Origin of the sequence: Spirosoma aerolatum (assembly GCF_002056795.1) — a bacterium.
GTDB lineage: Bacteria > Bacteroidota > Bacteroidia > Cytophagales > Spirosomataceae > Spirosoma > Spirosoma aerolatum.
On record NZ_CP020104.1, the window covers coordinates 566,753 to 591,596 of the forward strand.

20 protein-coding genes, 1 tRNA gene and 2 pseudogenes are annotated in these 24,844 nt (G+C 49.6%); 10 read left to right on the plus strand and 13 right to left on the minus strand.

The window, feature by feature from the left end; translation table 11 throughout:
* Positions 1–40: 40 nt before the first annotated feature.
* The 6 genes from B5M13_RS02440 (at position 41) to B5M13_RS02465 (ending at position 8,121) form a co-directional block, all read left to right on the plus strand.
* A complete protein-coding gene (locus B5M13_RS02440) occupies positions 41–1,393 on the plus strand; it encodes a RagB/SusD family nutrient uptake outer membrane protein (RefSeq protein WP_080054135.1) in 1,353 nt (450 codons plus the stop codon).
* Between the two features lie 21 nt (positions 1,394–1,414).
* Positions 1,415–2,794: a hypothetical protein gene (locus tag B5M13_RS02445; protein ID WP_080054136.1), complete on the plus strand. Its 1,380-nt coding sequence runs from the start codon at positions 1,415–1,417 to the stop codon at positions 2,792–2,794.
* Between the two features lie 14 nt (positions 2,795–2,808).
* On the plus strand, positions 2,809–4,524 hold the full coding sequence (locus tag B5M13_RS02450) for a hypothetical protein (RefSeq protein WP_080054137.1): 1,716 nt from the start codon (positions 2,809–2,811) through the stop codon (positions 4,522–4,524).
* Between the two features lie 117 nt (positions 4,525–4,641).
* On the plus strand, positions 4,642–5,247 hold the full coding sequence (locus tag B5M13_RS02455) for a c-type cytochrome (RefSeq protein ID WP_080054138.1): 606 nt from the start codon (positions 4,642–4,644) through the stop codon (positions 5,245–5,247).
* 104 nt (positions 5,248–5,351) lie between these two features.
* Positions 5,352–6,593 carry a sulfite dehydrogenase gene (soxC, locus tag B5M13_RS02460; protein ID WP_080054139.1) on the plus strand — a complete coding sequence of 414 codons (1,242 nt, stop codon included), beginning with the start codon at positions 5,352–5,354 and terminating at the stop codon, positions 6,591–6,593.
* Positions 6,594–6,672: 79 nt separating this feature from the next.
* A complete protein-coding gene (locus tag B5M13_RS02465; protein WP_080054140.1) occupies positions 6,673–8,121 on the plus strand; it encodes a phytoene desaturase family protein in 1,449 nt (482 codons plus the stop codon).
* Between the two features lie 93 nt (positions 8,122–8,214).
* Here B5M13_RS02465 and B5M13_RS33930 read toward each other — a convergent pair.
* From B5M13_RS33930 to B5M13_RS02510, 11 genes and pseudogenes are all read right to left on the minus strand, one after another.
* Positions 8,215–8,343, minus strand: a pseudogene (locus B5M13_RS33930) (arsenical-resistance protein); the annotation flags it as partial.
* Between the two features lie 62 nt (positions 8,344–8,405).
* Positions 8,406–8,615: pseudogene (locus B5M13_RS33935) on the minus strand (arsenic resistance N-acetyltransferase ArsN2); the annotation flags it as partial.
* 10 nt (positions 8,616–8,625) lie between these two features.
* Positions 8,626–9,057, minus strand: a complete 432-nt coding sequence (locus B5M13_RS02475; protein ID WP_080054142.1) for an arsenate reductase ArsC — start codon at positions 9,055–9,057, stop codon at positions 8,626–8,628.
* Positions 9,058–9,080: 23 nt separating this feature from the next.
* Positions 9,081–9,971, minus strand: a complete 891-nt coding sequence (locus B5M13_RS02480) for an arsenite methyltransferase (protein WP_080054143.1) — start codon at positions 9,969–9,971, stop codon at positions 9,081–9,083.
* Positions 9,972–10,032: 61 nt separating this feature from the next.
* Entirely contained in the window at positions 10,033–10,362 is a 330-nt protein-coding gene (locus B5M13_RS02485; protein WP_080054144.1) for an ArsR/SmtB family transcription factor, read from the minus strand.
* A 471-nt stretch (positions 10,363–10,833) separates the two neighbouring features.
* Entirely contained in the window at positions 10,834–11,190 is a 357-nt protein-coding gene (locus B5M13_RS02490) for a hypothetical protein (protein ID WP_155297166.1), read from the minus strand.
* Positions 11,191–11,222: 32 nt separating this feature from the next.
* On the minus strand, positions 11,223–11,585 hold the full coding sequence (locus tag B5M13_RS02495; RefSeq protein ID WP_080054146.1) for a LytR/AlgR family response regulator transcription factor: 363 nt from the start codon (positions 11,583–11,585) through the stop codon (positions 11,223–11,225).
* 183 nt (positions 11,586–11,768) lie between these two features.
* Entirely contained in the window at positions 11,769–12,029 is a 261-nt protein-coding gene (locus B5M13_RS33235) for a hypothetical protein (RefSeq protein WP_155297167.1), read from the minus strand.
* A 533-nt stretch (positions 12,030–12,562) separates the two neighbouring features.
* Positions 12,563–12,634, minus strand: a tRNA-Arg gene (locus B5M13_RS02500).
* Between the two features lie 71 nt (positions 12,635–12,705).
* Positions 12,706–13,971 (minus strand): GTPase HflX, encoded by a 1,266-nt coding sequence (gene hflX, locus B5M13_RS02505; protein WP_080054147.1) that lies wholly within the window; start codon positions 13,969–13,971, stop codon positions 12,706–12,708.
* 146 nt (positions 13,972–14,117) lie between these two features.
* Positions 14,118–15,503: an MATE family efflux transporter gene (locus tag B5M13_RS02510; protein ID WP_080054148.1), complete on the minus strand. Its 1,386-nt coding sequence runs from the start codon at positions 15,501–15,503 to the stop codon at positions 14,118–14,120.
* Positions 15,504–15,856: 353 nt separating this feature from the next.
* On the opposite strand from B5M13_RS02510, the gene B5M13_RS02515 reads away from it, so the two are divergent.
* Entirely contained in the window at positions 15,857–16,630 is a 774-nt protein-coding gene (locus tag B5M13_RS02515; protein WP_080054149.1) for a Nif3-like dinuclear metal center hexameric protein, read from the plus strand.
* 9 nt (positions 16,631–16,639) lie between these two features.
* Here the strand turns inward: B5M13_RS02515 and B5M13_RS02520 are convergent, their stop codons facing one another.
* Positions 16,640–17,455, minus strand: coding sequence for an aldo/keto reductase (locus tag B5M13_RS02520; protein WP_080054150.1), 816 nt, complete (start codon positions 17,453–17,455; stop codon positions 16,640–16,642).
* 142 nt (positions 17,456–17,597) lie between these two features.
* Between B5M13_RS02520 and B5M13_RS02525 the strand changes: the two genes are divergently transcribed.
* From B5M13_RS02525 to B5M13_RS02535, 3 genes are all read left to right on the plus strand, one after another.
* Complete coding sequence (locus B5M13_RS02525; RefSeq protein ID WP_080059768.1) at positions 17,598–19,097, plus strand: capsule assembly Wzi family protein; 1,500 nt, start codon at positions 17,598–17,600, stop codon at positions 19,095–19,097.
* Between the two features lie 124 nt (positions 19,098–19,221).
* A complete protein-coding gene (locus B5M13_RS02530) occupies positions 19,222–20,778 on the plus strand; it encodes a DUF4394 domain-containing protein (RefSeq protein ID WP_080054151.1) in 1,557 nt (518 codons plus the stop codon).
* Between the two features lie 153 nt (positions 20,779–20,931).
* On the plus strand, positions 20,932–21,348 hold the full coding sequence (locus tag B5M13_RS02535) for a hypothetical protein (protein WP_080054152.1): 417 nt from the start codon (positions 20,932–20,934) through the stop codon (positions 21,346–21,348).
* Between the two features lie 55 nt (positions 21,349–21,403).
* On the opposite strand, the gene carB is transcribed toward B5M13_RS02535, so the two are convergent.
* Positions 21,404–24,280 carry a carbamoyl-phosphate synthase large subunit gene (carB, locus tag B5M13_RS02540; RefSeq protein ID WP_080054153.1) on the minus strand — a complete coding sequence of 959 codons (2,877 nt, stop codon included), beginning with the start codon at positions 24,278–24,280 and terminating at the stop codon, positions 21,404–21,406.
* Positions 24,281–24,844: the final 564 nt, after the last annotated feature.

The window sequence follows — 24,844 nt, forward strand, 5'->3', positions numbered from 1 at the left end:
GGCTGGGGGTGAGGTGGTACAACCAATCATACATAAACCAATGAAATCAATCAACTCTCTCTTTTTTCTGCTTCTGCTGGTCACGGTCAGTAGTTGTAAAGATTTTTTAGATGTAAAACCGCTGGAGTCGATCTCCGATACGGAAACGATTACCGATCAGAATTCGGCACTGACCGCGCTGCGGGGTGTATATAGTGCTCTGGCCAGTGGCGACTATTACGGTACAAGTTTTCAGTCGATTGGCTATCTGTCGGGCGATAATATTCAATGGACAGGCTCACAGTCGCAGGTACAGGAGTTTATCAACAAGAAGGTGAACGCCGATAACTCGACCATTTCGAGTGTCTGGATTGCGATTTACCGGACCATCAACCGGGCTAATAATATTATTGCCAAAGTCCCAACCGTAACAGACCCGGCCCTGACTACTGCCTTGAAAAACCAGTATCTGGGCGAAGCCTATGCCATACGGGCACTCGCTTACTTCGACCTGGCCCGTACGTTTGGTGGCGTTCCGATCATTACCGACCCGACCATCAAACCAACCGACAATTCGGGTATCAAGCGGAGCACGCAGGCCGAAACCTACGCGCAGGTGCTGAAAGACCTCGAAACCGCCGAGCCGCTGTTACCCACCACGGTTGATCGCTACCGAATTACGCAGAAAACCATTTTTGCGCTGAAATCCCGCTTCTATCTATATCAGAAAGATTACGCCAAAGCCGAAGATTACGCCAGCCGACTCATCAGCGATGCGACCAACTACAAGCTGCTGAAACCGTATGGGGCTTTCTTCCAGAATGATGCGCGGGGAACGGCAGAGTCGGTGTTCGAGATTTTCTACAACGGCACCACCGAAGTGAACAGTCACCGAGGGCAATGGCAGCCGCAAACCAACGGCGGTACCCGGCAATGGGCACCTAACGATGCGTTGGTTGCCTTGCTGAACGATCCGGCTGTTGGGGGCAATCGCTCGGTCTTGGTCGCGAAAGACAATCAGAATCGCTGGTATGGCAACCTCTACTACCGCAACCCCGGCTCCGACCCATCCTACATATTCCGCATTGCCGAAGCCTATCTGATTCGGGCGGAGGCTCGGGCGCAACAGGATAAGCTGGCCGATGCGCTGACCGACCTGAACGCCATTCGTGACCGGGCGGGACTAACGGCTCTGACCGCTACGACGACCTCGACAAAAGAGGCCGTGCTGCTGGCGATTGAAAACGAGCGACGAGTCGAGCTTGCGCTGGAACCTCATCGTTGGTTCGACATTGTTCGCACGGGTCGGGCCGGAGCGGTTTTCAACTTAACCGATGCCAATCGGTTCGTACTACCGATTCCGGTTCAGCAGCTACAAACCGACAAAGCACTTACTCAAAATCCGGGCTACTGATTCTTTCTAAACTCCTTAACTATGCCTTATTCTGATACTACGTTTGCTAGTCCGCAAACCTACCAACAGGCCGAGTTACCAACCGACAGTGGCTGGACATCGGCCGAAAAAGGCCTCTTCCGGTTCATATTCCTCTATTTCCTAATCCAGATTCTGCCACTCGATCCGCAGTTTTTCCGAAATCTGGTTTCGTTCGATGGCGGGTACACGCGCTACCTGTTCAATCTGTCGCATTATGCCCCCCGCTTTGTGGGTACTGAAGATAGTTTTGCTAACTGGGGTATCGTTGCCCTTGTGGCTCTGATTGGTGCGGTTGTCTGGTCGCAACGCGATGATCGAAAAGCGAATTACGATGCCTTGTTTTATTGGCTGCGGGTCGTATTGCGGTATCGACTGGCACTGGGTGTGATTGCGTATGGATTTATCAAACTCTTCCCGTTGCAGGCACCCTTCCCGTCGATCAGTAATCTGAACACGGCCTATGGCGATCATACAGCCTGGAAACTTTTCTCATTGTCGCTGGGGATTGTGCCCTCCTATGAGTCGTTTCTGGGTCTGGTCGAATTGGTGGGTGGCTTGCTGTTGCTGCATCGGAAAACGTCGACTATCGGTACGCTGATTCTGCTGCCGTTTTTAGGCAACGTGTTCTTCTCCAACCTGGCTTATGAAGGGGGTGAGTACGTATATAGTGGCCTGCTGATTTCCTTCGGACTGGTTCTGTTTGCCTTCGATGCAGTTCGGTTGTTTCGGCTGGTTTCGCTCGAAGTGGCGGCCGTGCCCAATCGGTTTCATCCGATATGGCGTGAGCAATGGCAACAATACGGTCGGCTGTCGTTGAAAGGGGCATTTATCGGGCTAACTGTATTGCTCTATGGTTTCACAACGTACACGACCTATCGGCAGGGTTCTGTCCGTTTTCCGAAAACGCCCGGATTAACCGGAGCAGCCGGTATTTACAATGTCAGTGAGTTTAAGCTGGCTGGTAAAACGCTGCCGTATTCGAAAACAGACCCCATTCGCTGGCAGGATTTGGTTTTTGAAACCTGGAACACCATTAGTATTAAATCGAACCGACCCGTTGACCTGGTGAATGATAATACCGAGCAACTGTCGGCCACAGATGCCGGGCGCGATTATGAATATGCAGGCTCGCAGGGACGGCACTATTATCGCTACACCGTTGACCCAACTGGCCGACTACTGACGCTTAAAAATGCGAATCCGCATTACCCTAACGAAACCCTGCAACTGAGCTATACTAAAGCTGGTGATGGCCGTATTGTGCTGGCGGGTGTCGATGAAAAGCAGGACTCCGTGTATGCGGTATTGGACAAGCTGAATAAAAAATACCTGATCGACGAGGCTGCCAAAGCGGGTCGGCGGGGATCGCTCAAACTCTAACCTCCTTCTGAATCATGGCAACTCACAATATAACTCCCGAACGTGCTGATTTAGGCCTAATTACGCCAGAAGAATTAATCGCTTCGCCGTCGTCTGACTCAAACGTTACCGGCGGTAAACCATCCGTTGACCGCCAATCCGTTCAGGCTGACCCAGATACGGCCTGGACCGAAAGCCAGAAGATTCTGTTCCGCATTGCGTTTGTGTTTTTCATCAGCATGTCGCTGCCCAATAGTATCGATTGGTACAAGGAACTCGTCTCGTTCGACTGGCTGCATCTGCATTACCGCGATTTGTACGACATTGCCCGTTTCGGCTCCGGGCTGACCTTGTTTGGTAACAAGCTATTTGGCAGTACGCTAAACGGCTACGCCCCCTGGATTATCACACTCATCTTTGCTACGGTGGTTGGGTTGATCTGGACGGCTGTTGTTCGGAATCGACAGATTATCAACTATAACCTACTCTATTACTGGCTACGAGTGGTGGTACGGTATCGGGCTGGTATTGGGATCATTGGTTTTGGGTTTACCAAGCTTATGCCAACGCAGTTGCCCTATCCATCGCTGGGGGTGTTGAATACGAATTTCGGGGATCTGACGGCTCAGAAAATCTACTGGTTATCCATTGGTATTGTGCCCTGGTACGAAGTATTTACGGGTGTGGTGGAGGTTCTGGCCGGTGCGTTACTATTCTTCCGGGCCACCACGTTCTGGGGTAGTGTCCTGCTGTTTGGGGCACTGGCCGATATTGTTTACGTCAATTTTGCCTACGATGGCGGGGTGCATGGCTATAGCTCATATTTCGTATTGCTGTCGGGCTTTTTGTTGATCTACTACATCAAAGACCTGTATAATCTGCTGATTCGGGAGCAATTAACCATTCCTCATTACTTTGCTCCCGTGTTTGTCGGCTGGCAGCAATATGCGCGTATTGGCCTGAAAACGATCACGATAGGGCTGTTTCTGGTATTGTTGTTCTGGCTTCAGTATGTCAATTTCCGGTACGATCCCTACAAACAACCGGCTCAGAAAGGGTTGAACGAGCTACGCGGTAATTATAACGTGACGCAGTTTAAACTAAACGGGGCCGAACTGCCTTACTCACCCCTCGACTCGCTTCGCTGGCAACAGGCTACGTTCGAAAACTGGACAACGCTGACCTTCAAAGTGAACAAACCTGTTGAACTGGACCTGTCGAACGGTGGGGGAGCTCCCATGCGCGACATTAACCGGACGTTTGAACTGACGGGCGTGGCAGGTGGCCAGCGGGTGTTCTATTACGAAGCAGATACGGTACATCATGTGCTGTATTTGCAGGATAAGAACCGGGGAGCGCGTAACCAGGAAAACCGGGAGTTTCTGGGCAATAACCGTGATTTGGGTGGTTCAGCCGAAGGAGCCAAAGCCCGGTCGAGAAGAGAGCGTCGAAAAGAAGACAAGCAAGAGGCTGATAACTGGATTCCGAAAGAAGCGCTGGCAATTATCGGTACGGAAGACCCCAAAATTAATCCGCTTGCCCGCTCTACTCGTCGGACCAAAGGGATTGAAGCCGAAAATCGACCCACAAAACGAAACCGGATGATTCTGAGCTATACCGCGCAAAATGGTGGTCAACGGGTTATATTACAGGGTATTAACGAGAAAAAAGATTCCATTTATGTGGTGCTTGATCGGGTTCAGCGGCCATACGCCTTATCCGAAAGTACCCTCAAAGCCGGGAGTTATTAACGGATAAGTTGTTTAAGTTTTTGTTTCGATAGTTTTTTGTCATCCCGAGGAACGAGGGATCCCGAATATCCTGACGCTTGAGATCCCTCGTTCCTCGGGATGACAAAAAAAACCATTATGGAAAGTCTAAACAGTACCCTGCTGTGGTTATCTGCAATCGTTACGTTTTGGGTGAGTTTTTTGCCTGATTCAGAAGGCCAGGGCTGGTTATATGATAAAACACCTGTAGTTGTTCGAGATACATTTCCAGCTACGTTTGGCATTGGCCGGGCCGCGACTTCGACCGAAATTGCCCGGCTCGATATTGATGTACGGCCCGATGGGAAAGGCTTACCCCCAGGCGAAGGGAAACCAGCCGTGGGTAAGTTGATTTTCGCTCAGAAATGCGCAGCCTGCCACGGTGTAGGGGGAATTGGTGGACCAAACGGATCGCTGGTGACAACGGCTTCCGAAGGAACGAAAAAACGACCGGAGAAAACCGTTGGCAATTATTGGCCGTATGCCACCACCGTATTCGATTACATCCGGCGGGCCATGCCGTTCAGCGAACCGGGTTCACTCACTAACGAGGAGGTGTATAGCCTGACTGCCTATTTGCTGACTGCTAACGGTATTATCGACGAAAAAACCGTAATCAATGCCCAAACGCTTCCTAACGTGAAGATGCCAGCCCAACCGCTATTCATCCCCGATGATCGGAAAGGTGGACCGGAGATAAAGTGATGTTATTGAATTAAGCCGCCAAGACGCGAAGGTGCAAAGTTTTAAAAACCGATGATTATTCGTTGCGTCTTTGCGCCCTAGCGGTTTAGTTTAAAGTATGTACTATGAAGAAAATCCTTCGACTCAATCAACTGACGACGAAGCTTTCCCGACGAGCCATGCTGGGCGGAACCGCTACGGCGGCTGTGGCTATTGTCCAGACTGCGCAGGGAAAAACTGTTCAGGAAAGTGTATCTATTGCCGAACTGCTACCCGATGATCCGACGAAGCGTGTAGGTCCCCTGGCGGGCGAGGTCGGTACGCGGTCGTCGTTTGAAAAGCTTGTCAAGAAACCGTCGGATATTTCATCGCGGTCGCCCCTTCAGGATTTTTACGGCATCATCACCCCATCCGATCTACACTTCGAGCGCCATCATGCGGGTATTCCGATTATTGATCCGGCCAGGCATGAGCTGCTGATTCACGGGCTGGTCGATAAGCCACTGGTGTTTACTATCGCCGATCTGAAACGATTTCCTTCCGTATCGCGGATTGCGTTTCTGGAATGCTCGGGGAATTTTCGGACAGGTAAAGAAACCATGAGTCCGCAGGATATTTGTGGCCTGACGAGTCAGAGCGAATGGACGGGCGTAAAACTCGCTACGCTGTTTCGGGAAGTCGGGGTGAAGCCGAGTGCAAGCTGGTTTTTGGCCGAAGGGGGCGATGCGGCCGTAATGACCCGGAGTATCCCCGTCAAAAAAGGCTGGGATGATGCGATTATTGCCTACGCCCAAAATGGCGAAGCCTTACGACCCGAACAGGGCTATCCGGTTCGGTTGTTTCTGCCAGGTTGGGAAGGTAATACGAATGTGAAATGGCTCCGACGCATCGAGCTTGGCGATGCACCCTGGCATACACGGGAAGAAACTTCGAAATATACCGAAAGCATCAAAGGCGGTAAAATCCGGCAGTTTAGCTTCGACATGGATGCGCGCTCGATTATCACCTTTCCGGCTTATCCGAAAACGGTTGAAAAAGGCTGGATCGACATTCGGGGCATTGCCTGGAGCGGCCGGGGGAAAGTCGTGCGTGTAGAGGTGAGTACCGATTTTGGCAAAAACTGGCAACTGGCCATCCTTCAGGACCCGATCCTGGATAAAGCGCATACCGGATTCCGTTATCTGTGGTACTGGAATGGCGTTGAAACCGAGATTATGAGCCGGGTTACCGACGAAACGGGTTATATTCAGCCGACGTTTACCCAACTGATCGAAGCGAGGGGCTCGGATGGCGGCTACCATTTTAACCCCATCACGGCCTGGCAAATCAAATCCGATGGGCGCGTACTGAACCGACCCGAAAGGTGAATTTTACTGTTTAGTAGGGTCAGATTCTTGAATCTGACCCTACTAAACAGTAAACGAATGTATTTAAAACAATAAGCAAATGGCGAAAACCGAGGTAGATGCCGTAGTCGTAGGGTCGGGTCCCAATGGGCTTAGTGCGGCCATTACGCTGCAACGGGCCGGGCTATCGGTGCTGGTGCTGGAAGCCAAGGAAACCATTGGCGGAGGAACGCGCTCGGCCGAACTGACCCTGCCCGGTTTTGTGCATGACGTTTGTTCTGCCATTCACCCGCTGGCCGTAGGTTCGCCTTTGTTTCAGCAATTGCCGTTGGCCGAACATGGGCTGGAATTCATCAATCCCCCAGTGGCAGCCGCCCATCCGTTTGACGATGGCACGGCAGCAGCCCTTCGGTATTCATTGACAGAAACGGCCCAATCGCTCGGCGCTGACCAGGAAACATACCGGAAATTATTTGAACCGCTTGTTCGACACTGGCCGGGTTTGGCACCAGATGTATTAGGGCCTTTGCGTTTTCCAAAACATCCTATCGATCTGGCTAGCTTTGGCCTGGATGCCCTGCTGCCCGTTACGCAATTGGTCAAACGGTTCAAAACCAAAGAAGCCCGTGGATTACTGGCTGGTATGGCCGCTCATTCCATTCAGCCCCTGAGCAATCTAACCACATCGGCCATTGCCCTGGTGATGACTACAGCCGGGCACCTATACAATTGGCCCATCCCCAAAGGTGGTTCACAGACGATAGCCAATGCACTAGCCTCCTATTTTCAATCGTTGGGAGGTCGGATCGAGACGGGGCGGTTGGTGCGCTCGATGAACGATATTCCATCGACGCGGGTGGTTCTGTTCGATCTGACACCGAAGCAACTGCTTTCCATTGCCGGAGATCGCTTATCGTCCCTGTATCGTCGGCAATTGGAACAGTACCGCTATGGCATGGGTGTTTTTAAGATCGACTGGGCACTGGATGGACCAATTCCGTTTACCGCTCCCGAATGCCGGCAGGCGGGTACAATACACATTGGCGGTACGTTCGAAGAGATAGCGCAGGCCGAGCAGGAAACCTCTGATGGAAGCCACCCTGATCGGCCATTTATCCTGCTGGCTCAGCAAAGTCTGTTCGATCCCAGCCGAGCCCCAGCCGGGAAGCATACGGCCTGGGCATATTGTCATGTGCCAAACGGCTCGACCGTTGACCGGACCGAGGCCATCGAGAAACAGGTCGAACGGTTTGCGCCGGGGTTTCGCGACAGGATTCTGGCCCGCCACACCATGAATACCGTACAGATGGAAGCCTATAACCCTAATTACATTGGGGGCGACATCAACGGTGGTATTATCGACATCGGGCAGTTGTATACGCGTCCGGTCATAACCTTATCGCCCTACAAAACATCGGCTCCCGGCATGTTTATCTGTTCGTCATCCACACCGCCCGGCGGGGGCGTACACGGCATGTGTGGCTATCATGCTGCCCGTGTTGCCTTACGTGAAGGCTTCGGAAGGCCTGTACCCATTCATCTGGCCTAATCAATCTTCTTATTATTGCCAGCCTTTGGAGCTTCCTGTTGAATGTGGCGATCCACTGGTCTTGAGTTACTATTCGTTAGCAGGCTGGCCTTCTCAAGCAGGAGTGCTGAAGCGATTTTGCTGCTTTAAGGCAAAATTGACTAGCAATATCAGCACTGGCACTTCGATAAGTGGACCAATGACAGCCGCAAAAGCAGCCCCCGAATTGACGCCGAATACAGAGTGGCTGCCTTGGCGATATCTACTAAGCGATCAATCAGCCGAGCTGCAATGCCTTTACCCTGATAGGTTGGATCAACTGCAACCGAACGTAACAAACCAACCGAGCCAAAGGATTCCAGCCCGGCTACGCCGACCAGCGTTTCGCCCTCTTTGGCAATGAAAAAATTGGGTAGACCTGTGGGTAAGTCCTGAGTGGGTAGATCGCTTTGCGCTAAAAGGCTCTCAACGGCTGCCTGATCGTCGAGCTGAGCGGTGTCAATATGAATGGCCATGATGGATGAGTTAGTGATGGGCTAACTTGGTTTCGATGAATTCTTTGGCGAAAACTTTAATCTGGTCGCGAACCTGACGGAATGACGTCAGGGTATCAACACCCGGCTGGTGGCCCGGATCGGGAAAGCTGTGGTGAATCGTTTCTGCGCTCGACGGGAAGAGCGGACATTGCTCGCGGGCATTGTCGCATACCGTAATCACATAATCGAAGGGAATAGCTAGGTACTCATCGACATGGTTGGAAGTGTGATGAGAAATACCGACGCCATCTTCAGCCATGACCTGAATGGAGAGGGGATTTACGCCGTGAGGAGCTACACCCGCGCTATAAACGTCGGCTCGCTCAGTGTGTTCCGACTGATCGGCAAAGAATCGCAAATAGCCTTCCGCCATTTGTGAGCGGGCCGAATTACCTGTACAGAGTACGAGGATACGTTTCATTATAAATCAGTTTGGTTTTAGGATTAGTTACAGCAATTAGGTCCACAGCAAGCGGTAGCCGCTGGTTTACTGTCTGTCAGGCGAACGGGCTTGCGGGCAAAAACAGTAATGCTATAAATGCCACGCTCCTGCTGACGGTAGTTAGTGATTTCTGCCTCGGTCAGGTAATTTCGTAGTACAGAATCGGGCAAATGAATCTCCCGCTCTTTCTGTATCTGAATGGTAGTGAAACCGTTGTCTCTGATAAGTTGCAGATAGGCATCTTTCTGGATAGCACCGGATACACAGCCTACATACAGTTCGGCATCGTGCTGTAAGCCCTGCGGCAAATCACCGTTCAGCACAATATCGGAAATACTGAAATGACCACCGGGCTTTAAAATACGGAAGGTTTCGGCAAAGGCTTTTTGCTTATCAGGAACCAGATTCATGACGCAGTTACTAACCACTACATCGGCCAGGTTGTCGGGCAAGGGCATATCTTCAATATCACCATAGACAAACTCAACATTGGTATAGCCCCGGGTTTTCGCATTTTTACGAGCTCGGTCAATCATCGCTGGGGTCATATCCAGGCCAATGACCCGACCGGTTTCGCCGGTTTCGGCACGAGCTACGAAGCAGTCATTACCTGCCCCAGAACCTAAATCTACGACTGTGTCGCCGGACTTGATGTGGGCAAACTGAGTGGGTAAACCGCAACCTAAACCTAAGTCAGCATCGGCAACATAGCCCGCCAATTCCTTGTAGTCCTGCGCCATCATGATCGGCACATTTGCTTCAAGCTTAAGTCCCGGCCTGGATTGGTCGCAGCAGGAGGTAGGTCCGCAGCCGCAGCCATCCGATTCAGGCTGTTCGGCAATGGCACCATATTTCTGGCGCACGACCTCTTTAATTTGCTCAGTAGTTTCCATGATTAATCTATCGGTTTAATGTAATATTACGATTGATATGGCCAAAAAAATAGCCACTGACTTAACAGCAGGTAGCAGCTACTACAAACGTATCCAACAGTGCCCCAAAGGCTTGCCGGGCTTCTTCCCATACGGTTTCGTTGATGCAGTAGCAGACACGGGGTGGGTTGATTTCTCCCTGAATGATGCCAATGCGTTTCAATTCCTTCAAGTGTTGCGAAACAGTTGCCTGGGCCAATGACAGTTCATCTACTAAATCGCCACAGACACAGGCCTTCCTTTGCGCCAGTAGTTGCAGGATGGCTACCCGTGCCGGATGAGCAAACGCTTTAGCCAAATCGGCCATCCGATTTTGTTGTTCAGTGAAAATTTCCGTTTTCGTAACTCCCATAGCACAAAGGTACTAGTAAAAATATTAATCGCAATATTGCGATAGGGTTTTTATTGATTTTGCTTGATTAGAATTACTCATTTTTGTTTAGGCTGCGAATAGCCATCTATTCGAATGCCCAACTAAAACCCATTGAATTGGTTTACAAATCGCCTATATCGGTTGCAATGGAGGAGCGGGCGGTTACGTCTTTCAAAATAGTTATTACGCAGCCTGTAGCTAGAAAGAGTGAGTTGTGGAGGAGGCCGCATAAAAACCGACTTCAGTCCGATAACGGATTTTTTGCCTTCCCTGAGACCGACTGGTTAGATGGGGACTGAAAAAGAGTACCTAAAGCAGAGCATACATAAAAGGTGTAGCTATAACGAGAGTAGCAATCGGAAAAGAGTTGGCGCTGAAAAGTCTTCAGCGCCAACTGAAACGTGAATGGTGAAAATGGAAAGAGAGAGTAAGTGTCCCACTGATGGACGGCTACTTAGATTGGTAGGGGCGGCTGCCCAGATCTGCTTCGCCCTCAAACCTGGCACGCGTGCTGGGCATCATTAGCCTGCCTAACCAGCCTGTTGATGAACTCTTAGTCCTTGTGGATAAGTCATCTTCCGCTGGATTGGCAGATGCTTGTATATTCTTTACTTTAGGCTGGATAAATCGAAAGGCAACATAACAATAGGCAATGATGACCCCCGATTCCACAATCGTTTCCAGAGGTTCGCGCTCATAGTGTCCATACTTCATGTCCTGGTACCAGTCGATCAGCAACCAGCAGTAACCCATAAAACCGAGTAGGCTGGCCAGCACACTACTCATCATCAACAAGGACTGTCTCATGATATGGTTAATTTATGATTATACATTATAGGTTAGTGCAGACTAGATCGGTGATGCCTTAGTTTCAGCAAGACTGGATCAATTCGACGGCGAGATACTCGAATAGTCTGTTGGTTAGGCAGACTCACTTCCAGCGTGGTTGCGTTGGCATAATCATACTTTTGAACAAAACTGGGGTTGATCAAATCCGATTTATGAACCCGCACAAAATCTGGTAGCATCTCTTCAAACCATTTGAGATTTTTGGCGATCAACATTGGTCTTTTAGAAGCCTGAAGGTGAAGCCAGGTATAATTGCTTTCGCCCTGCAAGCGAACAATCGTGTTTAGCAGAACAGGTTCTGAATAACCCGGAATTTTAATAGAATGGGTAATCTGGTCAGCAGAAGAAATCATAGCGTGAGTGGTTAATAGCAAAGTGGGCTAAGCAATTTCTGAATGACATAGAAACTGATCCCAACGAATTGCATCAATGGACAATACTGAACGCATGCTGATTGACTCGATGAAAGACTTCAAGGAAAAGTCCCTACCGTTTCAACAGACGTAGATTTGCAAAAGGAGAATGACAGAAGCCGCCTATAGAATCAATGGGCCGTAAGGAACGGGCGTGGCATAGGCAGTGGTAAAATGGGCCGTTAGCCTGGAGAGCGAGCGATGTTTCGAACGCTGAGGAGATGGGAAGGAGCGTTGGGCTCGGAACGTACTTGGGTAGTATGCAAAAAGAGATTGGCCGGAGCAAATCAGGTTTATTGAACGTCTCTGTCGATCATGGATCGTAGGCAAGGCTCGCTCCCAAGTAAGGGTTGCCTGGCTGTTGGCAGTGATAAAACGATTCATCAGTTAGTAATAAAGTAATGAAGACTACAATATGTAGTATGGATCTTAGTACAAATGACTAATTTTATAGGCTGAACAGTTTGTAAACTCCCCCATTTTTAAAAAGTTTTAGCTAGTAGCCAGTTTTTGAGCAAATGGTTAGCCTAAACCTAGTTTATTTATTAATCCATTAATGGTCAGCATTTTGTAATTTTTAGCTATTTCCTTTATCCCTTTACCTCGCTACAAAACAGATACTACTTACTTTGATGTAGTAGTATATGATAAATTTTTATTTAAAATAATTTTAAGTAATAGTACTTATTGGATTAGGTAATATGTTCCTGGTAAAAAGAGTCTATGCTTGTTCTGAGAATAGATTTTTCACATATGTATAAATAAAGTGGCACCAAGTTTCTTTTGATGGTTATCTATCAGTGGATTCGGTATTGATTCGACCGTCGAGAGAAATCGCTAAATTATGGGATGGTAACATCAAGCAATTAACCTTACCATATAAAAAGCCCGTTTCTGGATCAGAAACGGGCTTTTCGTAGTCCCGACGGGAATCGAACCCGTATCAAACGTTTAGGAAACGCTTATTCTATCCGTTGAACTACAGGACCAAAAGTAGCCCCTCTCCTGGCAGGAGAGGGGATGGGGTGAAGTGTAATCACGCAAAGTTGTCGAAAAACCATCAGCCTGCCAAACCATCGCCGTATTCGGCTGATTCTGAGAGTGGGACATGCAACCAGTTTGGATAAATCTGGTAGTGCTTCTCTTTCACCAGGTCGTAGAGTAACTCACGTAACTCGCCCACATTTTCGCCTGTTTGCGCCGAAATAAAAGCAACATAATCGGCTTTCTGGGTCAGGTACGTTTTCTTCAGATATTCCAGCGCTGTTTTTCGTCGTACGGCTACCGGGATGGCCACTTCTTCGTGCGAATCGTCATCATCCTGATCAAGCTGGCCCGTCCATTCGTCTTTCGGAACAAACTGATCCATTTTGTTGAAGACCAGCACCATCGGTTTATCGGCAGCTTTAATGTCGGCCAGGGTCGAATTGACCACCTCGATTTGCTCTTCAAAATTAGGATGCGATACATCGACTACATGCAGCAGAATATCAGCTTCCCGAACTTCATCAAGCGTCGATTTGAACGACTCGATCAGCGTGGTCGGCAGTTTACGGATGAATCCAACCGTGTCGGTCAGCAAAAATGGAATGTTGCCTAGGGTTACTTTCCGAACCGTCGAATCGACCGTTGCAAACAGCTTGTTTTCAGCAAATACATCGGTTTTTGCCATCGTACGCATCAGTGTCGATTTTCCTACGTTAGTATAACCCACCAGCGCGACCCGCACCAGTCGATCACGCTCTTTCCGGCGCGTTACGCTTTGTTTGTCGATTTTGGCGAGTTTTTCTTTCAGGAACGCAATCCGATCTTTTACAATCCGGCGGTCAGTTTCCAACTCTTTTTCACCTGGTCCACGCATCCCGGTTCCCCCTTTCTGGCGGCTCAAGTGCGTCCACATGCGGGTTAACCGTGGATAAAGGTATTGATACTGGGCCAGTTCGACCTGTACGCGGGACTGAGCCGTTTGCGCACGCATCGAGAATATGTTCAGAATCAGCAGACTCCGGTCCAGTACTTTGATGTCCTTGAACTCAGCTTCCAGGTTACGTACCTGGGCTGGTGTCAGATCGTCATCAAAAATGATGGAATCGACGGGGTTGTCGATGATAAAGGTCTGAATCTCTTCCAGCTTTCCTTTGCCGACAAACGTGCGGGTATCGGGCCGATCGAGCTTCTGGGTGAATGCTTTTATCGTTTCAACCCCCGATGTTTCTGCCAGAAATGCTAATTCGTCCAGATATTCCTTGGTTTGATCGGCTGTCTGCTTTTGCGTAATCAGCGCGACCAATACAGCGGTTTCAGGTTGTTTGTGTGTTTCAATCATATAAAAAAATGGAGGTTATAGGATGTATGATGCAGGCCGTATGGACGGAGTTAAGCATACTGCCTGTATCATACATCATACATAACTAGAACGGCCCCTTAGGGGTAAAAGTTTCGGTAAAAACAGGCATAACGACTTGGTTTTCATTATACCTGAACGGTTTTCCAGCGCCCTCGACGGAACACCAGAATGGCAATAACGGCTAATAACGTTTCGCTGATGGCCACCGACCAGAATACGCCGGGAGGACCCCAGTTGAAGACATGGGCGAGTGTATAGGCCAGCGGAATTTCAATTAGCCAGAAGCATACAATATTTATGATCGTTGGTGTACGGGTATCGCCAGCGCCATTGAGCGATTGACTTAACACCATGCCATACGCCATAAACAGGTATCCCAGGCAAAATACGCGCAGGCACTGAACGGCAATATCAACCACGTTGGTATTGTTATCAAACAGACTTACGACTTCGGCTGCACCTAGAAAAAAGCCTATGCCAACCGTAGCCAGAAAGATCATATTGCAGAACGCAGCTCGCCAGGCTGAAATTTCGGCCCGTTCGGGTTGGCCCGCCCCCAGATTCTGTCCCACCAGCGTAGCGGCTGCATTGGCCATACCCCACGAAGGCAGAATCGTGAAGATAATGATTCGGATGGCAATGGTATACCCAGCCACTACATCGCTGCCATAAGTCGACAGGATGCGGGTCAGAAATATCCAGCTAGCCGATCCCACCAGAAACTGACTCGTGCCACCTATAGCCAGACTGACGATGTTCCGAATAACTTCCATATCGGGTGTGAGATCGGAGCGAAGAACCTGAATTCCGCCTTTCTGACGTGTCAGGGCATATAATTGATACAATACACCCAATGAACGGCCTGCCGTGGTGGCTACTGCCGAACCCATAACGCCCAATTCCGGAAAAGGCCCCCAGCCAAAAATAAGCACTGGACACAGAATAATATTGAATCCGTTGGCGATCCATAACGACCGCATGGCCATCGACGCATCACCTGCACCCCGTAGGCAACCGCTTAGGGTATACAATAACATGATGGCGGGCGAACTGGCAAAAATCATCCGGGTAAAATTCGCTCCGTTGGCAATCAGTTGCTCGTCGCCACCCATCAACCGCAGAATATCTTCGGCAAAGATAAAGCCTGGTACGCCCATCAGGATCGCCATAACCAGCGAAACCAGAATGACCTGGCCTACTGCCTGAGCGGCTCCCCGCCGATTGTCTTCACCTACTCGCCGGGATACCATAGCTGTAGCCGCTGTGCTTAAGCCAATTGCAATGGAGTACACAATGGTGAGTACCGATTCCGTTAATCCCACGGTGGCAACTGCCTGCGTCCCGATTTTCGCCACAAAAAACACATCGACGACCGCAAACAGTGACTCCATCACCATTTCCAGAATCATCGGGACCGATAAAAGAAAGATAGCCCGGTTGATGCTACCCGATGTAAAATTGGTTTCTGAACCGCGCAATGCGTCCAGTAACAACCGAATGTATTTGGTCATTGAACAAAAAGACTAGACCATAGCTGAATAGCTACAGGCACTACATGAGTGAAATGGAAATGAAATCGACTGCTCCTGTGAGCAGCAACACTAGAGAGAAGAAGAAAAAACCACGTGGGTTTTTAAGCGAGGAACTTCATCGGCTTTGATCGACTGGCATTGAGGAGGCCAGTTTAGGCTGCAAAACTACAACTTTATTTTCGGTAAATCCAAATTCATCTGAGTAAACGGGTGAAAGGTAATGATTGAATGATAGAATGATTGAATTGTTGACTAAAACTGCTTGCGATTGCCATTCAACAATTCAATCATTCTATCATTCAACATTTTGCTAAATTAGTAGTTAAGCAAGAATGCACAGTGCACCCGTTTATCTGGCTGATATAGACCGGTTTCTACAAGCCAGCTTAGCCCTCGACCGATACCCCGAAACCGAACGGGGCGGGATTTACTACCCATCCAGCCGACCTATCCATCGGATTGGTTTGGCATTAGAACCGTTCTTAAAGCTGCCCGATTGGGTGCTGGAAAATCAGTTGGATGCTCTTTGGTTACATCGTCCCTGGCAACTTGATTTGACGGCTCTCCCTAACGATTTCGGTGTTTTGACCCATCACCTGCCATTCGATGAATCGTTATCGATTGGGTATAATCGGCAGCTCGCGACCCAATTGGGAGCAACAAGCGATGTGAAACCACTAGGATATAAGCAGGATTCGGCCAAAAATGGGAACGTGTTGCCTCAACGTCCATTGGGTATGCTTGTGGATGTAGCACAGCGGGAATTTGATGAGTGGCTCGATACCATTCAGGAACTGTTTGGTGGCTACGATCGGGCCGAAGCCGGGCATAGTATGGCCACCTGGCAGCCCATGAGTTCACGCGTTGCCGTAGTAGGGGCAATGACGAACACACTGATTCGGGAAGCGTCTGAACGAGGGGCACACCTGTATGTGACGGGGGCCTATCGAAAACCGGGTCAGCAAGCAGTCGATGAAACGGGTATAGCCGTCATTGCCGTAGGGCACCGTCGTAGTGAAGAATGGGGGTTACAGGCACTGGCCGATCAATTGCGTGCGAACTTCCCGATCGAATGTGTCATTCGGGAACCATTACCCATACGCTAATGTGGCTCCTTAAAGCATTGTTCTGGGATCATCGGCTATGCGGGTGTTATCATAAAAGGTATCCATCAGGGCCATATCGTCATCGGAAATCGTGAAATCCCAGACATCGAAATTCTCCTGAATGCGTTCCCGTTTAACGGATTTCGGAATGGTAACCGCACCATGCTGCAACGACCAGCGAATCAGGAGCTGGAAGGTACTTTTGCTATATTTTTTGGCTAGTGTTATCAATCTCGGATCATCTTTTTTCTGACCCCGAACCAACGGCGCGTATCCTTCTACCTGAATTTGCTTTTGCTGGCAATAGTCTAGCACTTCTGGAACATAACAATAGGGACTCAATTCGATTTGATTAAGGGCCGGGGTAATAGTGGATTGAGTCAGTAATTCGTCGATGTGAGCTGGATAATGATTGGCAATACCAATGGCGCGGGCTCGGCCTTCGCTGTAAATTTTTTCGAGGGCTCGCCAGGTGTCATGCTGATGGGCTTTAACGGGCCAATGGACAAGGTATAAATCAACAGAGTCGATGCGAAGGCGTTCCAGGCTTCGGTTGAAAGCACGTAGGGTTCGGTTATAGCCCTGGTCGTCGTTCCATACTTTGGTGGTGATAAAAATATCGCTTCTCGGTATGCCGCTAGCTCGGATCGCATCCGCTACTTCGCGTTCGTTTCCGTAGGCGGCTGCCGTATCGATCAGGCGACAACCGGCTTCGAGCGCCCATTCTACAGCCTGCTGTACTTCATTCGTCTGACTTGGGGCATACACACCGAGTCCGAGCAAAGGCATTTCAACACCATTGTTTAACGTAACGGTTTCGTTCATATGTTCTCTGACAGGTTATCCCCATATAATCTAAAAACTGCCAAATATGTTTCGACCGTATGTATAATTGTACGGCTGATAAACGATTTAGGAAGGATAACTGTATGTTTGTCAACCGTTGTCATGAGTGTTGGAAATGGCTATGCGAACGCACTGTCTGGTTGCTGTTTTATTGGTGTTTAGTGTGCCGTCGACCTGGGCGCAGCTGGTCCGGGATACCACTATGATTCGGTATTCAGTAGAAGTGGGAGGGAGCTATACATCGGCCCCTCAGAATCCGTTCTGGCTGCGAACGAACCAGTACAATACAGTGCCTGTTCGCGGGTCATTCAGTACGCTTCGGTTGGGTATACTACGCGATTATAAACGGCGCCCGGATACGACAGCCCGGCGAAAATCCCGCTTCGACTGGGGCTTTGGGGTATATGCTGTAGGAAATGCCGGGCCGCAACCTACGTCCGACAATCCGGCTATTCTACTACCCGATGCCTTTGTTAAATTACGATTTGGGCAGTTCGAACTGTTTGGTGGTAATCGGCGGGAAGTGGCTGGCCTGGGCGACTCACTCCTCACATCAGGTTTTGTGGCCTGGTCGGGTAATGCACAGCCTTTCCCCAAAATTCAGTTGCATACGCCCAATTTTGTACCCATCGGCTTTACTAAAAAACTGTTGGCGTTTCGGGTTGGCTATGCACACGGCTGGTTGGTAAATACGTATATACAAGGAAGTTATCTGCATCAGAAATACCTGTACGGACGTCTTGGAAAACCACATTGGCGCTTTCAATTCTATGCAGGCCTCAATCATCAGGTGCAGTGGGGTGGCCATGCCGATTACCTGATTGGTACACCATTAGCGGTGAATGGAAGTTTGTCTACGTCGTTTCAGGATTACCTCTCCCTGGTGACGGGCAAGTACCCTGATGCGCTTCAGAATGACCGTTTTACGGAATTCGATGGTACCAATCGGCTGGGCAATCACGTCGGTAGCTATGATGTAGCGATGGAATGGAAGGGTAAGGCGTCTAACTGGCTGCTATACCACCAGCATATGTATGATGATGCGTCGGGATTAGCCCTAAAAAACCTGCCTGATGGGCTGACCGGGCTGCGCTTTTTGAATCATTCACCCACAAAAACGACATTTCGATTTCAGCGGGTTGTGCTCGAATGGCTGACGACGACTGACCAGAGCGGCCCTATTTTCGACCCATATGCACGCTGGCAGGGAGCCGATAATTACTTCAACCACAGTCAGTATATTCAGGGATGGTCGTATAAAGGGCGTACGCTGGGAACGCCGTTTATCCTTCCCCGTACCGATTTCAGGCCGGATGTCAATAACGCGTATACCGGAAACGGGTATTATCCGAACAACCGGGTAGTGATGTGGTATATAGGCGCAATGGGTGGGTTTCGAAATGGGCCTGCCTTAACAGCACGCGTGTCGTACAGTCGGAATTTTGGCTCGTATAAGCAGCCTTTTTTGGATGTACTTCACCAGTTTTCGAGCAGCTTAGGAGCGCAATGGCCTATCGGAAAACGATCTCGAACGGTATTGACAACGTTGGTTGCACTGGACCGGGGTGAGCTATTGCCCGACTCGTTCGGAAGCTACATAAGTCTCAGAAAAGCTTGGTAAAGTATCAGCATAGCTGTTTATTCAGATTAAAAATTTTAATCAAATTTTAATTTTTGTAAATCCGTTTTCGATCTCTGGTCGTATAGGCATTGATTGTTTTTAATGCCATTTTAACCATACGATTATGAATCAGAAAAAACTACTCAGACATTTCGCTGGTTTCCTGGCGATGATCGGTCTGGTAACACTCAACGCTTGTCAGGATCACCGCATGGTGCCCGATCTGAATTTATTGCCTGATGTGAATATCTATGTATTGACAGATGCCAATCAGCTTTGGCGGGTCAGTGTCAGAACCCCATCGGCCCCTTCGAACTTTGTACCGATTACCTTCCCGATGGGTGGACCGCAGGGCGAACGGATTCTATCGATCGATTTTCGTCCGGCTACTGGTCAACTCTATGGCGTGAGTAATATGAAGCGCCTGTTTATCATTAATCCAACGTCGGGTGTTGCTCGCCCACTGACGGAGACTCCGTTTACATCTAGTGATATTGGTACCATTATGGGTCTGGATTTTAATCCTACCGTCGATCGGATTCGGTTGGTGACCAACACGGGCATTGATTTACGGCTAAATCCGGAAACAGGGATGATTGCCGCAACAGATAGCCCGATCAATGGCGTACCAGGAGCGGCCATTTCTGAAGTAGCCTATACCAATAACCGGGCGGGCGCTACGACAACGACCCTCTACGATATTGACCCGGCAACGGATCGGTTGTATATTCAGAATCCGCCCAATAACGGTACGCTGGTCGATGTAGGCCCACTAGGGCTGGATATCACCGGAGCAGCCGGATTCGATATTGCTCCAACGGGCGAAGGATTAGTAGCGGTGACGTTCAATGGGAAGTCGGAACTACAACAAATTAATCTGTCGACGGGTCGATTGCAGAAATTGGGGGATTTGCAGAACAATGTAATCGGCCTGGCTATTCCGACTGAGCCAGTTGCCTATGCGCTGGATGGGTCGAATAACCTGTTGATCTTCAATCCACAAAGTGCAACCACTATTACTTCGAAGACGCTCTCTGGATTGCAACCCGGCGAAACCCTGCTGGGTATCGATACGCGCCCGGTCAATGGACAACTCTATGTACTGGGTAGCTCGAACCGACTCTATACCATCGCCGTGGCCGCTTCAGCTACCTGGAGTGTTACAACGGTTGGTAATCCTGGTTTATTTACGCTGTCGGGAACGGATTTTGGGTTCGATTTCAACCCTACCGTCGATCGGATTCGGGTGGTGAGCAATACGGGACAAAACCTGCGTCTGGACCCTACGAATGGAGCCCTGGCGGCTACCGATGGCGCTTTAGCTTTTTCACCACCGGGTAGTGCGCCCAATGTGTCAGCAGCCGCGTACACAAATAATTTTGCCGGAGCCACCTCGACAGTGTTGTACGATATTGATGTTCGTTCGGGTGGGGCTGTTCTGTTTCAGCAAAATCCTCCCAACAATGGCACGCTGGTGAGCGTAGGATCTCTGGGTGTGGAGGTTGAGAGTACCAATGGATTCGATATTGGCGGTACCAGTGGTACAGCGTATGCCTTGTTGCGTGTTGGCGGCACCACACGCGTGTACACCATTAATCTGGCAACGGGGGCAGCTACGGCAGGTACAACCCTTTCTGGTAACCCAACCGTGCGTGGTTTTACACTCGGTTTAGGCTTTTAATTAATCAGGTTCGGAGTTTACTGACCCACTTTACGTGATGTAAAGTGGGTCAGTTGTTTTTAACAGAATTGGCTGGTAAACAGATTTTTAAGGTTCTGATTCCAACGTTTCGGTTTTCGGGTGTATCTTATCAGAAAGTTGATATAATACGGTATGAAACGACTCGTCTTTGTGCTGTTGGGAGCTATGCTGCTGGTAGGTTGCCATAAAGAAACGGCCTCACCAGCTTATGTCGGAAACTGGATATGGTCGCAGTCGGCAGGTGGCTTTGCCGGAATCGTCTATAAGCCCAAGGCAGGGGAGCAGGTTCTTTTACGACTCGATGAAGCTGGAAAACTGACGATTACGCGCTCCGATACGCTTTTCTTTTCCAGTGACTATAGCGTTCAGCAAGCGAAAAATCCTGACGAGTATGTACTAACAGTCAGCAATAAAAAGGTGTATTCGGGAGCTGTCAAAAACTTTGTTCCGGTTCTGTACGGCAATCAGCAGATGATTTTTCAGACAGGGAAATTGACTCTGTACGACATCGATATTACGGATGGGTTCAGCCATATCTTCATCCGATGAAAAAACAAAACGCCCCAACTTTTGGAAAAGGTTGGGGCGCTTCGTGTATTGGAAACTACCGGCTCAGGTATAAATTTCGCTCGGAGTAGACCTTCTGGAAGTAATCATCGGTAAGGTCATCGATGAAGTAGATGCCTTCGCCAGTCGATTTCATTTCGGGGCCAAGTTCCTTGTTGACGTTCGGAAATTTGCTGAACGAGAACACCGGAATTTTGATCGCATAGCCTTTCTTGACAGGCTTGAACGTGAAGTCCTTAACCTTCTTATCACCCAGCATCACCTTCGTTGCGTAGTTGACGTATGGCTCCTGGTATGCTTTGCAGATAAACGGAACCGTCCGGCTGGCGCGTGGGTTGGCTTCAATTACATACACCTGCTCATCCTTGATGGCAAACTGGATGTTGATTAACCCAACGGTTTTCAGCGCTACGGCTATCTTCTTGGTGTATTCCTCAATCTGGTTGAGTACGTTTTCGCTCAGATCGAAGGGTGGCAATAGGGCATATGAATCGCCGGAGTGAATACCCGCTGGTTCGATGTGTTCCATGATACCGATGATATACACATCTTCGCCATCGCAGATCGCGTCGGCTTCGGCTTCAATTGCGTTTTCGAGGAAATGGTCGAGCAGGATGTTGTTGTCGGGAATTGTCTCCAGAATCTTCATCACATGCGCTTCCAACTCGTTCTCATTGATGACGATCTTCATGCTCTGCCCGCCGAGCACGTAGCTCGGACGCACCAGCAGCGGGAATCCTAATTCGCGCGATAGTTCGATGGCCCCTTCGGATTCCCGAACCGTACCGAATTTTGGATACGGAATGTCCAGTTTGCGGAGCATTTCCGAGAAATGGCCTCGGTCTTCGGCCAGGTCGAGGGCTTCCCAGCTCGTACCGATGATTTTGATGCCATACCGGGTCAGCTTTTCCGCCATCTTCAGGGCTGTCTGACCACCTAACTGAACAATAACCCCTTCGGGTTGCTCATGCATGATGATGGCGTGAACGTGTTCCCAGAAAACCGGCTCGAAGTACAGTTTATCCGCAATATCGGGGTCGGTCGAAACCGTTTCCGGATTGCAGTTGATCATGATGGTTTCATAACCCGCTTCTTTAGCCGCCAGTACGCCATGTACGCACGAATAGTCGAACTCGATACCTTGCCCAATCCGGTTAGGACCCGAACCCAGAACGACCACTTTTTTGCGATTACTCCGAATGGATTCGTTGCCTGGCAGATCCGAAACCGGCTCAGCGTGGTCGGTCGTGATGGGCACCTGATTGTTGAAAGTTGAGTAGTAATACGGCGTTTTTGCCTCAAACTCAGCCGCACAGGTATCCACGCACTTGTACACACGACGAATGTTGTGCGCCTGACGATACTGATACACCTTGCTTTCTTTTACCTGAAGCAGGTGAGCCAGCTGGCGGTCGGCATAGCCTTTCTGCTTAGCTGTACGCAACAGTTCGGGAGGGAGGTCTTCCAGATCGTACTGCTGAATTTCGCGTTCGAGTTCGATCAGTTCTTCAATCTGGTGCAGGAACCAGGGGTCGATGCGGGTCAGTTGCTGAATGGTTCGGAACGACATCCCGGCCTTGAAGGCATCGTAGATATGGAACAGCCGGTTCCAGCTTGGGTGTTTCAGGCTTTCGGTCAGAGCGGCCCGGTCGGTCAGTTCGTGACCATCGGCACCCAAACCATTGCGTCGGATTTCGAGCGACTGACAGGCTTTTTGCAGGGCTTCCTGGAAGTTCCGGCCAATCCCCATCGCTTCCCCTACCGACTTCATTTGTAGCCCCAGCGACCGATCGGCACCCGGAAACTTGTCGAAGTTCCAGCGGGGCACTTTCACAATCACATAGTCGATGGCAGGCTCGAAGAAGGCCGAGGTGGTTCCCGTAATGGGGTTGATTAGTTCGTCGAGGTTGTAACCAATGGCCATTTTGGCCGCAATCTTGGCAATCGGATACCCCGTTGCTTTCGATGCCAGTGCCGACGAACGACTCACGCGCGGATTCACTTCGATAACAATAATATCGTCGGTTTGTGGATTCACTGAGAACTGGATATTACATCCCCCTGCAAACTGCCCAATGCCCTGCATAACCCGGATCGACAGGTCGCGCATTTGCTGATACAGCGTATCGGGCAGGGTCATCGCTGGTGCCACCGTGATACTGTCGCCAGTATGGATACCCATCGGATCGAAGTTTTCGATGGAGCAGATGATGATGAAATTCCCCTTGTTATCCCGCAGGAGTTCCAGTTCGTATTCCTTCCAGCCCATAACGCTCTGCTCCACCAGTACTTCATGGACGGGCGATGCATGTAAGCCGTGAGTCAGGGCTTTATCGAATTCTTCGGGCGTGTTGACAAAGCCACCACCCGTGCCCCCCAGTGTAAACGAAGGCCGAATAACGAGCGGGAAGCCAATTTCCTGAGCAATTTCTTTGCCTTCCAGAAACGAGCGGGCCGTACGTCCTTTGCAGACACCTGCACCTAGTTGGAGCATCAGCAACCGGAATTTCTCGCGGTCTTCGGTCGTTTCAATGGCTTTGATATCAACACCGATGATTTGAACACCGTATTTCTGCCAGATACCGGCTTTGTCACAGTCGATAGCCAGGTTCAGGGCCGTCTGGCCACCCATTGTCGGCAGAACGGCATCAATGGGTTTCCCCATCTCCTGATGTTTTTTCAGGATATCGACGATGGACTTCTTCTCCAGCGGCAACAGATAAACATAATCGGCGTTGATCGGATCAGTCATGATCGTAGCCGGATTGGAGTTGATCAGAGCTACTTCGATGCCTTCGTCGCGGATGGAGCGGGCTGCCTGCGAACCGGCATAATCGAATTCACAAGCCTGGCCGATCACAATAGGGCCTGAGCCGATAATCAGTACTGAGCGAATGTTGGTATTTTTAGGCATTTTTCAGCAGGGCAATGAACCGCATGAGCATGTCCACCACACGAGTGGATTGGCTGGGCGGCCCCGAATGAACAATAAGCTAAGCGCAGTATCTGGCGACCCCTGGTAGGAGGGGGCGGTCAAAAATCCTGCAAAATTAGGGGTTTACCGGGGAATGGAAAAGGAGAATGTCAGAATAAAATAAGAAGTAAGCATTTTTGATGTGTATGGGTATTTATTTTGGCTATAGCCGTCAGTAGTTAGTTGAATCACGAACATAGCTTGTGAAGTACCTGTGGATTGCTTACAACCTTTTAGTACGCAGCTGAATCCTAAAAGTTGATGAATACTGGCAGTACTTATTAAGATTGTACCAATCTGACACCCGTATGCGATACAATCGGACGAGTAACTGCTGAGGGGTCGTAAGCGCCAAAGCCGGAACAAAACGCAGGATAAGATATGGAGTGCACACTATTTCGTACGAGCTCTTTTTACTAATTTAGATTCGAAACGTCACTACGTTATGACTCGACCTTATTTACTTATTGTTTGCGTTCTTATTAGTTGCCTGGCTGTCACCTG